Origin of the sequence: Enterobacter cloacae complex sp. P40C2 (assembly GCF_014930695.1) — a bacterium.
Classification (GTDB): domain Bacteria; phylum Pseudomonadota; class Gammaproteobacteria; order Enterobacterales; family Enterobacteriaceae; genus Enterobacter; species Enterobacter pasteurii.
This window is the reverse complement of record NZ_JADBRP010000003.1, coordinates 313,759-328,283: the sequence shown is the minus strand read 5'-3', so window position 1 is coordinate 328,283 and position 14,525 is coordinate 313,759. Positions and strand designations below refer to the sequence as shown.

The 14,525-nt window shown below is 61.0% G+C and carries 17 protein-coding genes; all 17 read right to left on the bottom strand.

Translation table 11 applies throughout. The features are described from left to right. Positions 1 to 634: 634 nt before the first annotated feature. The 17 genes from catA to IM304_RS09190 all read right to left on the bottom strand — a co-directional run bounded on the left by catA (position 635) and on the right by IM304_RS09190 (position 14,493). Positions 635 to 1,561: a catechol 1,2-dioxygenase gene (catA, locus tag IM304_RS09270; protein WP_193354582.1), complete on the bottom strand. Its 927-nt coding sequence runs from the start codon at positions 1,559 to 1,561 to the stop codon at positions 635 to 637. Positions 1,562 to 1,588: 27 nt separating this feature from the next. Further along, on the bottom strand, positions 1,589 to 1,879 hold the full coding sequence (catC, locus tag IM304_RS09265; protein ID WP_193354583.1) for a muconolactone Delta-isomerase: 291 nt from the start codon (positions 1,877 to 1,879) through the stop codon (positions 1,589 to 1,591). Positions 1,880 to 1,888: 9 nt separating this feature from the next. Then, positions 1,889 to 3,004: a muconate cycloisomerase family protein gene (locus IM304_RS09260; protein ID WP_193354584.1), complete on the bottom strand. Its 1,116-nt coding sequence runs from the start codon at positions 3,002 to 3,004 to the stop codon at positions 1,889 to 1,891. Then, the gene (gene pcaD, locus IM304_RS09255) at positions 2,988 to 3,767 is read right to left on the bottom strand and encodes a 3-oxoadipate enol-lactonase (protein ID WP_193354585.1); all 780 of its coding nucleotides are present in this window, start codon (positions 3,765 to 3,767) and stop codon (positions 2,988 to 2,990) included. Before pcaD ends, IM304_RS09260 begins: the two co-directional genes overlap by 17 nt. Before the next feature lie 10 nt (positions 3,768 to 3,777). Next, positions 3,778 to 4,440: a 3-oxoacid CoA-transferase subunit B gene (locus IM304_RS09250; protein WP_193354586.1), complete on the bottom strand. Its 663-nt coding sequence runs from the start codon at positions 4,438 to 4,440 to the stop codon at positions 3,778 to 3,780. Next, the gene (locus IM304_RS09245) at positions 4,437 to 5,120 is read right to left on the bottom strand and encodes a 3-oxoacid CoA-transferase subunit A (protein ID WP_193354587.1); all 684 of its coding nucleotides are present in this window, start codon (positions 5,118 to 5,120) and stop codon (positions 4,437 to 4,439) included. Before IM304_RS09245 ends, IM304_RS09250 begins: the two co-directional genes overlap by 4 nt. Continuing rightward, complete coding sequence (locus tag IM304_RS09240) at positions 5,117 to 6,430, bottom strand: MFS transporter (RefSeq protein ID WP_227009497.1); 1,314 nt, start codon at positions 6,428 to 6,430, stop codon at positions 5,117 to 5,119. The genes IM304_RS09245 and IM304_RS09240 overlap by 4 nt, the downstream gene beginning before the upstream one ends. Before the next feature lie 31 nt (positions 6,431 to 6,461). Further along, positions 6,462 to 6,956 (bottom strand): flavin reductase, encoded by a 495-nt coding sequence (locus IM304_RS09235; RefSeq protein WP_193354588.1) that lies wholly within the window; start codon positions 6,954 to 6,956, stop codon positions 6,462 to 6,464. 11 nt (positions 6,957 to 6,967) lie between these two features. Continuing rightward, entirely contained in the window at positions 6,968 to 7,894 is a 927-nt protein-coding gene (locus IM304_RS09230; protein WP_193354589.1) for a PDR/VanB family oxidoreductase, read from the bottom strand. Positions 7,895 to 7,903: 9 nt separating this feature from the next. Further along, positions 7,904 to 8,638, bottom strand: coding sequence for an SDR family NAD(P)-dependent oxidoreductase (locus tag IM304_RS09225; protein ID WP_148418001.1), 735 nt, complete (start codon positions 8,636 to 8,638; stop codon positions 7,904 to 7,906). Positions 8,639 to 8,648: 10 nt separating this feature from the next. Beyond that, a complete protein-coding gene (locus IM304_RS09220) occupies positions 8,649 to 9,128 on the bottom strand; it encodes an aromatic-ring-hydroxylating dioxygenase subunit beta (RefSeq protein WP_193354720.1) in 480 nt (159 codons plus the stop codon). Positions 9,129 to 9,130: 2 nt separating this feature from the next. Beyond that, positions 9,131 to 10,429: a Rieske 2Fe-2S domain-containing protein gene (locus IM304_RS09215; RefSeq protein WP_193354590.1), complete on the bottom strand. Its 1,299-nt coding sequence runs from the start codon at positions 10,427 to 10,429 to the stop codon at positions 9,131 to 9,133. An 18-nt stretch (positions 10,430 to 10,447) separates the two neighbouring features. After that, a complete protein-coding gene (locus IM304_RS09210) occupies positions 10,448 to 10,960 on the bottom strand; it encodes a nuclear transport factor 2 family protein (protein WP_148418003.1) in 513 nt (170 codons plus the stop codon). Positions 10,961 to 10,962: 2 nt separating this feature from the next. After that, a complete protein-coding gene (locus tag IM304_RS09205) occupies positions 10,963 to 11,322 on the bottom strand; it encodes an IacB protein (RefSeq protein ID WP_148418004.1) in 360 nt (119 codons plus the stop codon). 22 nt (positions 11,323 to 11,344) lie between these two features. Further along, the gene (locus IM304_RS09200) at positions 11,345 to 12,472 is read right to left on the bottom strand and encodes an acyl-CoA dehydrogenase family protein (RefSeq protein WP_193354591.1); all 1,128 of its coding nucleotides are present in this window, start codon (positions 12,470 to 12,472) and stop codon (positions 11,345 to 11,347) included. Positions 12,473 to 12,571: 99 nt separating this feature from the next. Beyond that, a complete protein-coding gene (locus IM304_RS09195; protein ID WP_193354592.1) occupies positions 12,572 to 13,696 on the bottom strand; it encodes an amidase in 1,125 nt (374 codons plus the stop codon). A 323-nt stretch (positions 13,697 to 14,019) separates the two neighbouring features. Continuing rightward, positions 14,020 to 14,493, bottom strand: a complete 474-nt coding sequence (locus tag IM304_RS09190; RefSeq protein WP_148418007.1) for a MarR family winged helix-turn-helix transcriptional regulator — start codon at positions 14,491 to 14,493, stop codon at positions 14,020 to 14,022. Positions 14,494 to 14,525 lie beyond the last annotated feature (32 nt).

Sequence of the window (14,525 nt, the reverse complement as noted above, 5' to 3'; positions counted from 1 at the left end):
CCTAACAGAAATAGGCCCAACGCGTTCCTGACATATTTTGACAAACGGTAGACAAGTTTACATGAGCTTGTCATCAATTCAATATTTCCCGCCTGCTTAACGGCGTTTAATGATACGCCCAATGCATTATAGGATTAATCTCATAAAAAAAGAGAACTTAGCTGAAATTGTTTTTTTTCGTAAGAAAAAATCCACATAAACAATTGATTAAAAAGACTTATCCTGCAAAAGAGAACCGCTATCATTAACGTAACCACCCTATTAGCGCCACTACCATATTTAGTAGATTTTCATTTTTTCTGTGCGCCGTGGGATATATTTAGGATTATTTCTTTGTTGCATTCTGAAGGTATCTTTCACACAACAGGAGCTGCGCCCATTAACAAAAAGAGGGGATAAAAAAGGAGTAAAGTTAATTTCGCAATGCGAAATAATGCCGCGACTTTTATCTTTTTGGGTTAACTTTTGGTCGTTAACAATTAAGTCCCGCTACATCTTTTTGTTCTATTATTGCTCAGCCGCATGCCCCCTCCCTCCAGGAAACGGGAATTTAAGGGGCATCGGCATTGCGTCGCTCAAAGAATGTTTTACCGTTACTACATATCTCTATAAAATCTGAGTAACATCTTTCGGGTTACTCCTTCACCCGTGCACGCTTACCTCTCGCCTCCTCCTCCGCCCCGGCGGCCTTCACCAGCGTGAAGCTAAAGCTCACTTCCGTATGCGGCTCATGTATATCCCTCTCGCGGGCAAGCGTGCTGTCGGTGACTTTCACCGGATCGGCAATCAGCTCCTCACGGGTGGCAAAGGCAAAGTCATCCCACAGGTACCGATCGCCGTTAAGGTTGATCTGCGTGGTGAGATGTTTAAAGCCCGGCGCGGAGACAAAGAAATGAATATGCGCCGGGCGGTTGCCGTGACGGCCCAGCTCGTTCAGCAGCTTCTGCGTCGGACCATCGGGCGGGCAGCCGTAGCCACAGGGAACAATGCTGCGTACCGCGTAGCTGCCATCGGCAGCCGTTTTTACCCGGCGGCGGAGGTTATATTCAGGCTGCGACGGGTCAAAGAAGGAGTAGCCTCCGTGCGTGTTGGCGTGCCAGATATCGACAATCGCCCCTGCGACCGGTTTACCGTCAATATCGGTCACGGTGCCGTGCAGCCACATGGCTTCTGCCCGCTCGCTGCCGTCGTCCATGCGTGCAAAATGATCGCTCAGCGGCGCGTTTGCGACGTACAGCGGCCCTTCAATGGTGCGCGGCGTCCCCGCGCGGCTGACGGACGCAGCCTCTTTTTCATCGGCGCGCATGTCGAGGTAGTGTTCCAGCCCCAGCCCTGCGGCCAGCAGCGCCGCCTCTTTACGCTCGCCGAGCTCGTTCAGGTAGTTTACGGCGATCCAGAATTCTTCGTCGCTGATGTCGAAGGTTTTAATGGTATGGCACAGGTCGTTCAGCAGCTGATGAATAACGCGCTTAACGCGCTCGTTGCCGCCGTCGGTATTGAGGCCGCTGCTGATGGCAAGTAAGGTCTCAAGCTCTGACTGCTGGGAAGGGTTTTTAGACATTGCGGGTTCCTCATTATCGTAGGGTATTTACCGTTTATCGTTATCTATTGACGATGGATGGCCGCAGAGCGGCTGAACGCTTATTGCCATGTACGGATAGAGCGGCAGCGCCGTTAACAGGGCGTGCAGCTCCTCGTTGTCCTTAACGTCAAAGATGCTCACGTTGGCGTACTGCCCCACTACCCGCCAGATGTGCAGCCATTTGCCTTCACGCTGGAGCCGCTGCGAGTAGGCTTTCTCTTTTGCCTTAATCTCATCCGCCTGCACCTGCGGGAGTGAAGCAGGGATGTTGACCGTCATTTCTACTTTGAACAGCATATGAACTCCTTACTGGCGCGCGTAGTGGCGTAATTTATCGTCGTCGACCTCAATGCCCAGGCCTGGTCCGTCCGGCAGCGTTACCTGCCCGTCGCTGAACGCCAGCGCGCGTACAACGACATCATCTTTAAGAAGCAGCGGGCCGAACATCTCGGTGCCCCACTGCATCTGAACCGTCGACCAGGCATGCAGGGAGGCGAGCGTGCCGATCGTTCCTTCCAGCATGGTGCCGCCGTAAAGCGCAATGCCCGCCGCCTGCGCTACGCTTGCCAGCTTCAGCGCCTGAGCCGGGCCGCCCGCCTTGGCGATCTTGAGGGCAAACGCCCCGCGAAAGCCGCCGTTCGCCAGGGTAAAACCGTCATGGCCGGTTGCCACCGCCTCATCCGCAAGAACCGGCACCTCGAAGCGCTGGCTCAGGGCAATGAGCCCCTGCCGGTCCCACTGCGCAACGGGCTGCTCCACCAGGTCTATTCCCCCGTCCTGCAACAGGCGCATACCTTTTATTGCGGTCGCCAGATCCCAGGCCTGGTTGACGTCGACCCGGATGCTGACCTCATCCCCGAGCGCGGACCTGATCGCCAGCGCATGGCGGACGTCGGTCATCAGATCGCGCGCGCCAATCTTCAGCTTGAAGGCGCGGTGTCGCCCTGCCGCCAGCAGGCGTCTGCCCTCTTCAATGTCTTGCCCGGTATCCCCGCTCGCCAGCGTCCAGAGCACCGGCAGCCGCCTGCTCAGCGGGCCACCCAGCAGCGTGCTGACGGATACGCCCAGCGTTTTGCCCTGCGCGTCCAGAAACGCCGTTTCGAGGGCCGATTTCGCAAAGGTGTTGCCCTTCACGCTGGCATTCATGGCCTGCGCCAGCGCCGCCGGGCCGCTGAAGGTTTTGCCGCACAGCAGCGGCGCGAGATAGGTGTCGATGGCTGACCTGATCCCCTCCGGGCTTTCGGCGCCGTAGCTCAGGCCGCCGATGGTGGTCGCTTCGCCCCAGCCGACCACGCCCCGGTCGCAGGTCATTCGCACCAGGGCCAGCGTCTGGCAGCCCATCGTCGCCATCGACAGCCTGTGTGGACGAATCGTCGGAATATCCACCAGCCAGCAGGCGATGGATTCAATCGTGATGCTCATGCGGAACTCCTGCGGTTAAAAAAGTGATGAGATGCTGATTGAACGCCTGCGCACAGGCCGTATTGGAGAGGTGTGAGGCGGGTAAGGCCAGGTATTGCGCGTCCGGGGCGGTCTCCACCAGCCATCGTGCGTCGCGGGTCGTTGTCACCGGATCGTGTTCCCCGGCAATCACCAGCATCGGGCGCGGCATGAACTGTACGTCGTCGCGCAGGTCGGCATATGCCAGCGCCTCGCAGCAGGCGGCATAGCCCTCCGCAGGCGTATCTGTGAGCCCGGCGATCAGCTCCGCCACTACCTCCGGATGCGCCTGGCAAAAGTCAGGCGTGAACCAGCGGTCGGCTGCCGTGGCCGCGACGGGCGCCATTCCCTGCTCGCGTACCAGAGCCGCACGCTGTAGCCAACCCGCCGTTTCACCAATTCTGGCGGCGGTGTTTGCCACCACCAGGCGGTGAAAACGTTCCGGGGCGTGGCGGTTCAGCCACAGGCCCGTCATTCCGCCCAGGGAGATCCCGCAGAAGCAGGCTTTCTCAACGCCCAGGCGATCCAGCAGAGCGATCGCGTCCTGGCCCGCGGAGGCGAGGCTTACCGGCCCCCGCGGCAGGGGCGAACGCCCGTGGCCGCGCGTGTTGTAGCGCAGCACGCGAAAATGCCGCGTCAGGGCGGGAAGCTGCGCCTGCCACATCCCATAGGTCGTACCGAGCGAATTAGAGAGCACCAGCAGCGGCGCATTGGCCGGTCCGTCCAGTCGAAATTCAAGATCCATAGCGTTTTCCTCAGGCCGTGGCGTCTTCACCGCGTAACGCAAACGTCAGCCCGACGGGCGTGACGGACTGCAAATAGTCCGGGGTGACGTCGCCAAACAGCTCGCGCACCACGATGCCGCCGTCGGTAATATCCATCACCGCCATATCGGTGTAGATCCGGTCGATGCAGGCCACACCGGTCAGCGGACAGGTGCAGGCTTTGACGATTTTGCACTCGCCTTTTTTGGTCAGGTGTTCGGTCATCACAAACACCTTTTTGGCGCCAATCGCCAGATCCATCGCCCCACCGACCGCCGGGATCGACGACGGCTCCCCGGTGCTCCAGTTAGCCAAATCGCCGCGCTCGGAAACCTGATACGCCCCCAGCACGCAGATATCGAGATGGCCGCCGCGCATCATGGTGAACGAGTCGCCGTGGTGGAAATAGCAGCCGCCCGCCAGCAGCGTCACCGGCTGTTTACCGGCATTAATGAGCTCCGCATCCTCCAGTCCTGCCCGGGGCGCCGGCCCCATGCCGAGAATGCCGTTTTCACTGTGCAGGACGATCTCACGATCGGCAGGCAGGTAATTGGCGATGCGGGTCGGCATGCCGATACCGAGATTGACGTACGCTCCTTCGGGAATATCGTCGGCAATACGCTGCGCCAGCTGCTGGGGGGTAAGCGTAATCATGCGGACTCCTTAAGCGCTGTCGCCACCCGGACCACGCGCTGCACGAAGATCCCCGGCGTGACCACCGCTTCAGGATCCAGCTCTCCCAGCGCCACCGTCTCGCTCACCTGCGCGATGGTGCAGGCGGCGGCGGTGGCCATAATCGGCCCGAAGTTGCGCCCGGTTTTGTCAAACGTCAGGTTGCCCCAGCGGTCGGCCTTCAGCGCCTTAATCAGCGCGAAATCGGCCTTCAGCGGCGTTTCAAACACGTAATCTTTTCCGTCGATGCGACGCGTCTCTTTGCCTTTAGCCAGGTCGGTACCGAAGCCGGTGGGGGTGAAGATCCCGCCCAGCCCCGCGCCTCCCGCCTGAATGCGCGCCGCAAGGTTGCCCTGCGGCACCAGCTCCAGCTCAACCTCTCCGCGTCGGTAGAGATCGTCGAACACCCAGGAGTCCGCCTGGCGCGGGAACGAGCAGATCACCTTCCTGACGCACCCGGCCTTCAGCAGCGCCGCCAGACCGTAATCGCCGTTGCCCGCGTTGTTGCTGATGAGCGTCAGCGCGCGCGGCCGTCGGCGAATGAGGGCATCCAGCAGCTCTGCGGGCTGTCCCGCCGGGCCAAATCCGCCGACCATCACCACCGCGCCGTCAAAAACGTCAGCAACCGCGTGGTCGGTATCGGCCATCCGTTTATCAATCATTCTGTCACCTCTTGTTTTGCCGGCAGGGTGCGCAGCGCGAACCACGCCAGAATCGCGTAGAGCATCAGCAGCAGGGAAACCGGCCAGTAGGAGTCAAATTCAATCAGCAGCGCTACCGCCAGCATCGGCCCTAATCCCCCGGAGAAGATCGACCCAACCTCGTGCCCGAGCGCCAGACCGGAGTAGCGCACGCGGACCGGGAAGAGATCGCTCATGATGCAGGGCTGAGTACCAATCATCGCTCCGTGGCAGAACGGCAGACCGAGAAACATGCCGAGCAGGATCCAGCCATAGCTGCCGGTAGACAGCAGCCAGAAGAACGGGAACGCCATCACCAGCAGGCCAATAACGCCGACGTAATACACCGGCTTAAGGCCGATGCGATCCGAGAGCGCGCCCCAGAACAGAATCGAGAAAAACTCCACCAGCATTGCCAGCGTCACGGCGCTGATGATGTCCCCGGTGCTGATACCAATGTGTCTGGCGTAGACCACCGAGAAGGTAAAGAAGATGTAGGACGCGCCGTTTTCCGGCAGGCGCAGGGCAATCGCCTGCAACAGCGCTTTGGGGTGATCGCGCATCAGTACCAGCAGCGGAATTTTCTCGTGCTTCTCTTCCGGCTTCGCCTGGGTGAACGCCTTGCTTTCGCGGATGTTTTTACGGATATACACGCCGACTAAAAAGATGACGATGCTCAGCAGGAACGGCACGCGCCAGCCCCAGCGCATAAAGTCCGCTTCCGGCAGCTTCTGCACCAGATAAAAGGCAAACGCCGAGAGAACGAACCCACCGGAGACCCCCATCTGGCTCCAGGCGGTGTAGTAGCCGCGACGGGATGCCGGCGCGTTTTCACTCAGCATTAATACGCCCCCGCCCCACTCGCCGCCCGAGGCCACGCCCTGTAAAAAGCGCAGGATGATGAGCGTCAGCGGTGCCCAAATCCCCATCTGCGCGTAGGTGGGCAGCAGGCCGATAACGAAGGTGGTCGCCCCCATCAGCGTTAAGGTCATGATCAGGGTCATCTTGCGGCTGTATCTGTCCCCCAGGTGCCCGAAGAGGATCCCGCCCAGCGGTCGCGCCAGAAAGCCGACCGCGAAACCGGAAAACGCCAGCAGCGTGCCCTGCAGGGGATCGCCTCCCACCGGAAAGAACAGCGGGCCAAACACCAGAGCCGCCGCGGTGCCGTAGAGGAAAAAGTCATACCATTCCAGCGCGTTGCCCAGCACGGACGCGATCACCAGCTTACGCATCTGGTTTGTATCCTGGCTCACGTCGGTCGTGATTTTTTGTTCTGTTACGACATTGCTCATTACGCATTACCCCTGTTGGCGGGAAAAATGGCTAGACCTCAACGTCGTGCCCGACGGCATGGTAACGACGGTTGAAGTAAACCAGCCCGCGAGGCTGGTCGCTGATGCGGATCGCCTGCACCTGGCAGTAAAAGACCGAGTGGCTGCCCACCTCATGGCAGTCGGCGATCCGGCAGTCGAAGCTGGCAACGGATGAACTCAGCACCGGCGCCCCGCTGCTCATCACCTGCCAGCTGTCGTGCAGGAAGCGCTCTTCAGACCGCAGGCTGGCGTTGGCAAACACGCCGGACAGCGCCTGATGGCTGCTGGAAAGCACGTTCACGCACAGCACGCCGTTGCGGCAGAAGTGTTCATGGGCGTATGAGTTGCGGTTCATGCAGACCAGCAGCGTCGGCGGCTGGTCGGTCACGCTACAGACCGCCGAGGCGGTGAAGCCAAATTTGCCCGCCGGGCCGTCGGTGGTGATCACCGACACGGCGCTGCCGAGCTGGGCCATTGCGTTACGAAATTCAGTTTGCAGCGTCATGGTTTTCTTCCTTACAAATCGATGACTAAACGACCGCATCTCGCGCGGGAGCAGCAGAGCAGAATCTGGTCGCCGTCCGCCTTCTCTTCATCGGTGAGGTAGTGGTCCCGGTGGTCCGGCTCGCCTTCGAGGACGTCCGTCAGGCAACTGCCGCAGATCCCCTGTTTACAGGAGACGTTGACCTTCAGCCCGGCCTGCGCCAGCGCCTCGACGATGGTCTGATTTTCCAGCACGGTCACGGTGATGCCGCTGGCGGCCGCGACAACGTCAAACGCCTCGCCTGCGGTGGCGACGTCGGCGCTAAAGCACTCCTGGTGGATCCGTTCCGGGGAGACCCCCTTCGCTAGCGCCTCCGCCTTGACCGCCTCCATCAGGCGCGAGGGGCCGCAGACGTAAACGTGGGTATCCGGCGGCACGTCGCCCAGCACCGCCGCCAGATCCAGGCGCCGTTCATCGCTGAAGTGCAGATGCGGCGCATACGCCGAGGCTTCGAGCTGTGCCGCAAAAGCCGCCTGCTTGCGGGATCGCGCGCAGTAGTGCAGCGCGAACGATCGTCCGGCGGCGTGCAGTTCGGCGGCCATCGCCAGCAACGGCGTGATGCCGATCCCGCCGCCAATCAGCAGGCTGTGCGCCGCGCAGGCGTCGAGGGCAAACAGGTTGCGCGGCTCGCTGGCGGTCACCAGGTCCCCTTCTTTCAGCGCGTGAACGGCCAGCGAGCCGCCCTTCGACTGCCCCTCTTTCAGAATGCCCAGCTGATAGTGGTGCCGGTCCTGCGGATCGCCGCACAGGGAGTACGGACGAATCAGATCTTCGGCGAGATGCAGGTCGACGTGCGCGCCCGCGCTAAACGGCGGCAGCGCTAGCCCTTCAGCATGCGTCAGCGTCAGCAGGACAACCTCCCCCCGCAGCTCGCGCCGGGTAATCCGTAAAGTCAGCATGTTGCCTCCTTAGCGCATAAACAGGCCGCCGTTGATGTCCCAGGTTGCCCCGGTGACAAACGACGCCTGGGGTGATGCCAGCAGCGCCACGGCCTGCGCCACAAACCCCGCCTCACCGAGCCTGCCAACCGGGATGGTTTCCAGCAGCCCGGCCATTTTCGCCTCCGGCACCAGCGCGTGAACGGTGGGCAGATCCATGGGCCCCGGGGCAATGGCGTTGACCGTCACGCCTGATTTCGCCAGTTCCCGGGCAAATATTTTGGTGAGGGTGAGGATGCCGCCTTTAGAGGCCGCGTAGTGCGCCCCCGACGCCGTGCCGCCGTTCTGCCCGGCGAGCGAGGCCAGGTTGATAATCCTTCCGTACCCTTTACCGGCAAAGTAGCGGCCAACGGTCTGACAGCCGATAAAGGTGCCGCGCAGATTGGTGGAGATAACCCGGTCGAACTCGTCGACGTCAATTTCCATCACCGGCGTGGCGAGCGTCAGCGCGGCGTTGTTCACCAGCACCTCCAGGCTGCCGAAGCGGGCGAGGATAGCCGTCAGCGCCCGTTCAAAGTCCTGCGGCTGGCGAATGTCCAGCCCGAGCGCCAGCACCCTGCCGTTATCCAGCTCGTCCGCCGCCTGCCGCGCCCGGCCAGCGTCCACGTCGGTGAGCACGACCTGAAAGCCCTGCTCCAGCAGGCTGGCGGCAATGGTTTTGCCCAGACCGGAGGCCGCGCCGGTCACTAATACGGTTTGCGTCATGCGTGGCTCCTCACAGGATGTAGCCGATGCTGTGCAGCACATCGTCGCTGTTAACCAGGCGGATCACCTTCTGCTGGATCAGCCAGCGGTCGCCCTGCTGGCGCAGGTGCCAGGTGATGTCTGCGGCATAGTGTCGGCTGTGCCCCTTGCGGTGCTCCCACAGGGATTGCGCCCCGCGCACCACGATGGTGTTGCTGTCCGACTCAAGCACGCGCAGGCGCGACAGGGTGCGCAGGGTGCGGGCGCGCGGCGTGGTGGAGATCGACTCCCCGCTGTAGAGGCGTTTCACCCGCTTCTCCCGCATGTGGCTATCGTCGCAGGTGTAGTTGAGGGTGTTCTTAAAATCGGTTTCGGCGGGGTCGATGGGCACCACGTACAGCCCGTCGTGCAGCCACAGATCCAGCCAGGCGTTAAATTCGCCCTGGTCGAGCAGATCGCCTTCGAGGTTAACCACCGTCATGGCGGTAAAAAGTGCAGGATCCGGCATCATCATTATTCGGCCTCCGTCATGAGTTTTTTCCACTGGCGATAGGCAGCGCGCATGCCGGTTTCGGCGCTTACGTCACTGCGCAGCCCGTCATCGGTGCGATACTCCCCGGCCAGCCCGCGATTAAGCATGATCCACAGGTCATCACCCGACGTGGCCCCGCGCTGAACGCGCTCCCAGGCTTCGGAGTCATCCGGCGTACCGAATCCCATCGGCCCCTGGAAGTGTTCGTGCAGACGCAGGCGCACCTGATTGGCGATTTCCGGGCCGCCCTCCATGGTGATCGCCGCATGGTGAATTTCGGTTTCGTTCACGGATACCGGCTGGAGGACGCGGAAGAAGGCCATCGAGCAGGCGATGTTAGGGAAAATATTGAGGTTAAAACCGGAGCCGCCGACGGCGCGAACAATGCGGCGCACCTGCGCCTCGTCGTGCTCGGCGCGCAGGGCGTCCGCCAGCTCGTTGAAGCGCTCCGGGATGGGGGCGTCGGGATTAGCGTCCAGGTCCACCAGCTCCGGGATCATCACCATCACGCTGTGGCCGTTGCCGAGATCTTCAACGTAGCCGCTGCCGTCGACGAAGTTGAGCATCTCTTCGGTCTGCTTATCGACGGAGCTTAAGAACGATCGGTGCACCACCGGAAAGTGGTAGCCGTCGGTGGTATTTTCGAGCTGAATTTTCCAGTTGCCGGGAAAGCGGAAACGGTGCGCGGGTCCGGTTTTTATCGGATAGCCCGCCCCCTGCTTCATAAACAGATCCATCCACTTTTTAGCCGCCCCGAGAAAATCATCCAGTGGTTCAATCTGTTCATTAAAAGTGGCGAAGATCATGCCCGCGTACTGCTCGGTGCGCAGGGATACCAGCCCCAGCTCGCCCTTCTCCAGCTGGTCAGCGTAGCTTTCCGGATGCGGCACGCCGCGCAGGCTGCCGTCCAGCGCGTAGCCCCAGCCGTGGTACGGGCAGACAAAGCTGTTGGTCTTACCGCTGCGGTGTTCGCATACCGTGGCCGCACGGTGGCGGCAGCGGTTCAGCAGCGTATGCACGTTGCCTTTACGGTCGCGCACCACGATCACCGGCTGGGTGCCGATCTCGGTGGTTTTGAAGCTGCCCGTTTCCGGGATTTCGCTGACATGGGCAACCCAGACCCACGTTTTGCTGAAAATTCTCTCCAGCTCCAGGCGGAACAGCGCTTCCGAGGTATAAAGCGACGTATGCACGCGGTCGTGCTGCACGAGCGCCGCAATCGCCGAGCGCGCTGGCGCGGTATCGATATTTTTAACGTTGATGAGGTGGTCGCATTGCATATCCAGTCTCCTGCCGATTTAGTTGTTATCCGGTACGGGTAAGGCATCCGCGGCGTGCCAGCGGTCGACCGGCCTGCTGAACAGATTCCGGGTGGTGAAGTGGGTCATTGCCATCCCGCTCTCCTCGCTGGCAAAGCTAACCTCTATTTCAGCCGCGTTAAGGTGCGCGCCGCCTGCGCTGAACGCCGACGTTTGCAGCATCAGCCAGCGGCCCTTAAGCTGCCCGTCCGGCTCGTGCCACAGTGCCTCCGAGCACAGAAAATGGGCGTTAATGGTGAAATGCGCGGGCTTTCGCACGTAGGCCGCCATCATCGTCATAATTGCCTCCCGCCCCCGGTGCCGACCGAGCCGGGTAGCGTAGGGTTCACCCACCCCTTCCCAGCAGGCGTCGACGGTAAAGAGCGCGCCTATGGCCTGCACCGTTTCCGGTGAATCGAGGCGATCGCACAGGTGCATGTAGTCGCTGATGCAGACCCGTGCGGCCTGGTATGCTTCAAGCTGCCGCAGTCGCAGCGCGTCCCGGGCGTTCATGGTCAGCTCTGAATAATCAGTTCGCGGCCCACGCGGGCTTCGATTTTGCAGTACTTCCACAGCCTGCTGCCGCTGTCGCCAACCGGCGTGGTGCGAAACAGGTTGCAGACCGCCGCCACGTTTTCGAGGCGCTCCGCGTCCGCCAGCACGTAGGTGGTCCACGGCGCGGCGGTGGACGGCCCGACCATCAGCTGGTCGTCGTCCATGTTGCCAAGCACGCGAATGCCCTGCGTCTCCTCAATACCCTTCATCATTACGCCGAAGGCGGCCCATACCTGCCCGGCTTCTGCCGCACTCGCATCGAAAAAGTTCTGATTGACGCCGATGCAAAACAGCACGCGTAAGGTTGTTGTCTGGCTCATCCGTTACTCCTTTAGGTAAATGTCACAGGTAACCCGGCAGCGGTTTGCCGCCAAAAAAGACCGTCCCGGCATTCAGGTACGAGAGGTCACCCATAAAGGCATGCTGGGTAATCACCATCGTGTCGCGCACATAGCGCTGGAGCGGGCTGGTCATGCTCACCCCACCCATACCGTTCAGCGCCAGCGCCTGACGCGCCACCTCCGCGGCCACGCGGGTGGCATGGGTAGATGACAGGCGCAGGGCGTTGATTAGCCCGCAGTGCGGATCGTCCCCCGCCAGCAGGTTCTGCCAGACGTCATCGATGGCCTCGTAAAACCACGCGCGGGCGGATCGCAGTTCCGCCTCGCAGCGGGCGATTTGCATCTGCGCCTGTGGGCGTTCAGCCAGGCGCGGTGCGCCGGTGACGGACTGCTGACGATGCGCAAGGGCGTAAATTTCGCTGAGCGCGGCGCGCGCCACGCCGAGCGCCACCACGGAGAGCACCTGCGTGGCAAGCGACAGCACCGGGTAACGGTAGAGCGGCCCCTCCAGATTCAGCGCCCCGCCCCGGACAAAGGTCCATTCATGCGGCACGAAGGCATCGTTGACCACCAGGTCGTGGCTGCCGGTTCCCGCCAGCCCGACGGTGTCCCAGACCGGATCGATCTGCACGCTCTGGCGCGGCAGCACCGCCATCCGCGGCAGGGGGTGGTCATCCTCCGGCAGGAACCCGACGCCCAGCACCGACGCCCCCATGCAGCCGCTGGCAAAGCTCCAGCGGCCGCCAACGCGGTAGCCGCCGTCGGCCCGCTGCGCTTTTTGCGTCGGGAAGATCCCCCCGGCAAAGACCACGTCAGGTCCGTCGCACCACAGCGCCTTCAGCGTGTCTGGCGGAAGCGCGCCGAGATAAAACGGGCTCATGCCGAAGCTCGCCACCCAGCCCGCCGAGCCGTCGGCGGTTGAGATCTGTTCAATCAGCTCGCAAAACTGCGCCGGGGAGCATTCGTCTCCGCCGTACTCTCTGGGCACCAGCGCACGGTAGACGCCTGCCTGTTTGAAACGGGCGATCACGTCGTCAGAAATATGACGCTGATGCTCAAATTCATGGCTGCGGGCAGCAATATCGCTCAGCAGCGGGACCAGCTCCTCACGGACGGGTACGGCAGACATAGCATCCTCCGGATAGTTATCAGCGGCATGCTCGGGGCGAGCGAGGCCGCAATGAGACGAACTCACTGGATCTTCAGGGTGAAAGCAGGAACGTAAGGGCTAGTGACGTCGTCGCGCGTTCAGCCACCCGGCGGCCTGCACCAGCAGCCCGTCATCCCCCCTGCGGGCGATAAGCTGGAGCGCCACCGGGCGACCGTCGATTTCGCCCACGGGCAGCGTTATTGCAGGATGGCCACTAAGGTTAAACGGGCGCACCAGCCGGGTGAGATTGACGACGCTGAGCGGCTCTTCGGCTTCCCGCAGCGTCGGCGGCAGCTCCGGCAGCGTCGCCATCGCCAGCAGCGGCGTAATGTTAAGTAAGTCATCCACCTGTTCGGTGAACGCCCGGCGGATTTGCTCCGCGTGGCGAAGCCCCTCTTCGCTAATATCAGCCCCGGCGCGTATGCGCGACGCCACGTCTGGCGAGACTAAATTGCTTTTCAGAAGCGGGCCTGACGCCAGCCAGTTTTCATGGCTGATAAGGGTAAGCCCGGCGCGATGGGCCTCTTCGAGCAACGGCAGCGCGGCTTCCTGCGGCGTTACGCCAGCCTGAGAGAGAAACTCGTCAATGCAGGCGTCAATATCGGGCTCTGCCGCCAGCACGTACGCCAGGGACGGAAAGGCCTCCAGCGGCGGGCCGACGGGAACGGCCAGGCGGGTCATCACCTTACGCAGAACATCAGCATCGCGGGCGAATACGCCGACGCAATCAAGCGAACTCTGTTCCGGCATGACGCCGCTGCGGCTCAGTACGCCAAACCCCGGCTTAAGGCCAATAATTCCGCAGCAGGCGGCAGGCATACGCACCGAACCGCCGGTATCCGTCCCGAGAGAAAAATCCACCTCACCGGAGGCCACCACCGCCGCCGAACCGCTGGAGGAGCCCCCGGGGATCAGCGTCGGATAATGTGGGTTTAACGGTGTGCCGCAGCGCGGATTGATGCCGGTTACGCCGAAAGCCAGCTCGTGCAGCGTGGTTTTACCGGTCAGCACGCACTGCGCCTCCAGCAGCCTGGCGACCACGTCCGCATGGCGCGGCGCAACCGGTGCATTAGCCAGTGCCGGCGAACCCGCCCGCGTACGGTGCCCGGCAACGTCCAGCGTGTCCTTGACCGCAAAGCGGAGATCGCCCTCGCCGAGGGTAAACTGCTCGATATAACCATTGCTCTTGAATACTGGCTTCATGATGAACACCTTAACCAGAAAAAATGAATCACATTCAGGCGGAGCGTCGTTGCGCTTTTTTTGTGCTGAATGACGGTAGGTCAATCATGGAAGATTTAGATGAATATTCAAGTAATAATTCACGTTAATTTTACGGATACCTAACATTTTATTAACCTTTTGAAACGCAGGGTTAATGCTTCATGGTGATGAAAAATAAAACAAAACGGTGGGAAACGGCAGCGACGCAGGCGATATCGCTTTATCGCCACACGTCTTTAAAAAGTGAGTAATTACAGGAGATTAGAAAGAATAGCTACGCGGATCACAAATTTAGTATGCGGTTAAAGTTCGTTGAGGTTATCCAGCACTTTTGCCAGGGAGGCGTTCATTTTCGTTACCTGGCTGGCGGTCATTCCCTTAAAACCTTTCTCAAAAACCTTGCCTGCCTGAGCCATCGCTTCCTCCACTTTCTGTCGACCGGCATCGGTGAGCTGGACCACCGTCACCCGCGCGTCCTGTTCGCTGCTTGCGGTGGTGACCAGCCCTTCGTCACGCAGCCGACCGACGATTTTCGTCACGGTGGGCATCTTGGCCATTGCGTATTCGGCGATCTGGGAAATGCTGGCCCTGCCGTACTGATGCGTCACCATCAGCACCCGAAAGCCTGAGACGTCCAGCTGGGCTTTTTTTAACGTAATCTCCATGATTTGCGTGTAGCGAGCGTGGACGTTAACGATCCAGTAAAACGGAAACTCTTCGCGGTGAAAGGCAGCGTCAGCGGCCTGACCATCAGTGGTTTTTTTTATCGTCGACATGCGTTTCCTTACCAAAACAGGCGGCAGATGAA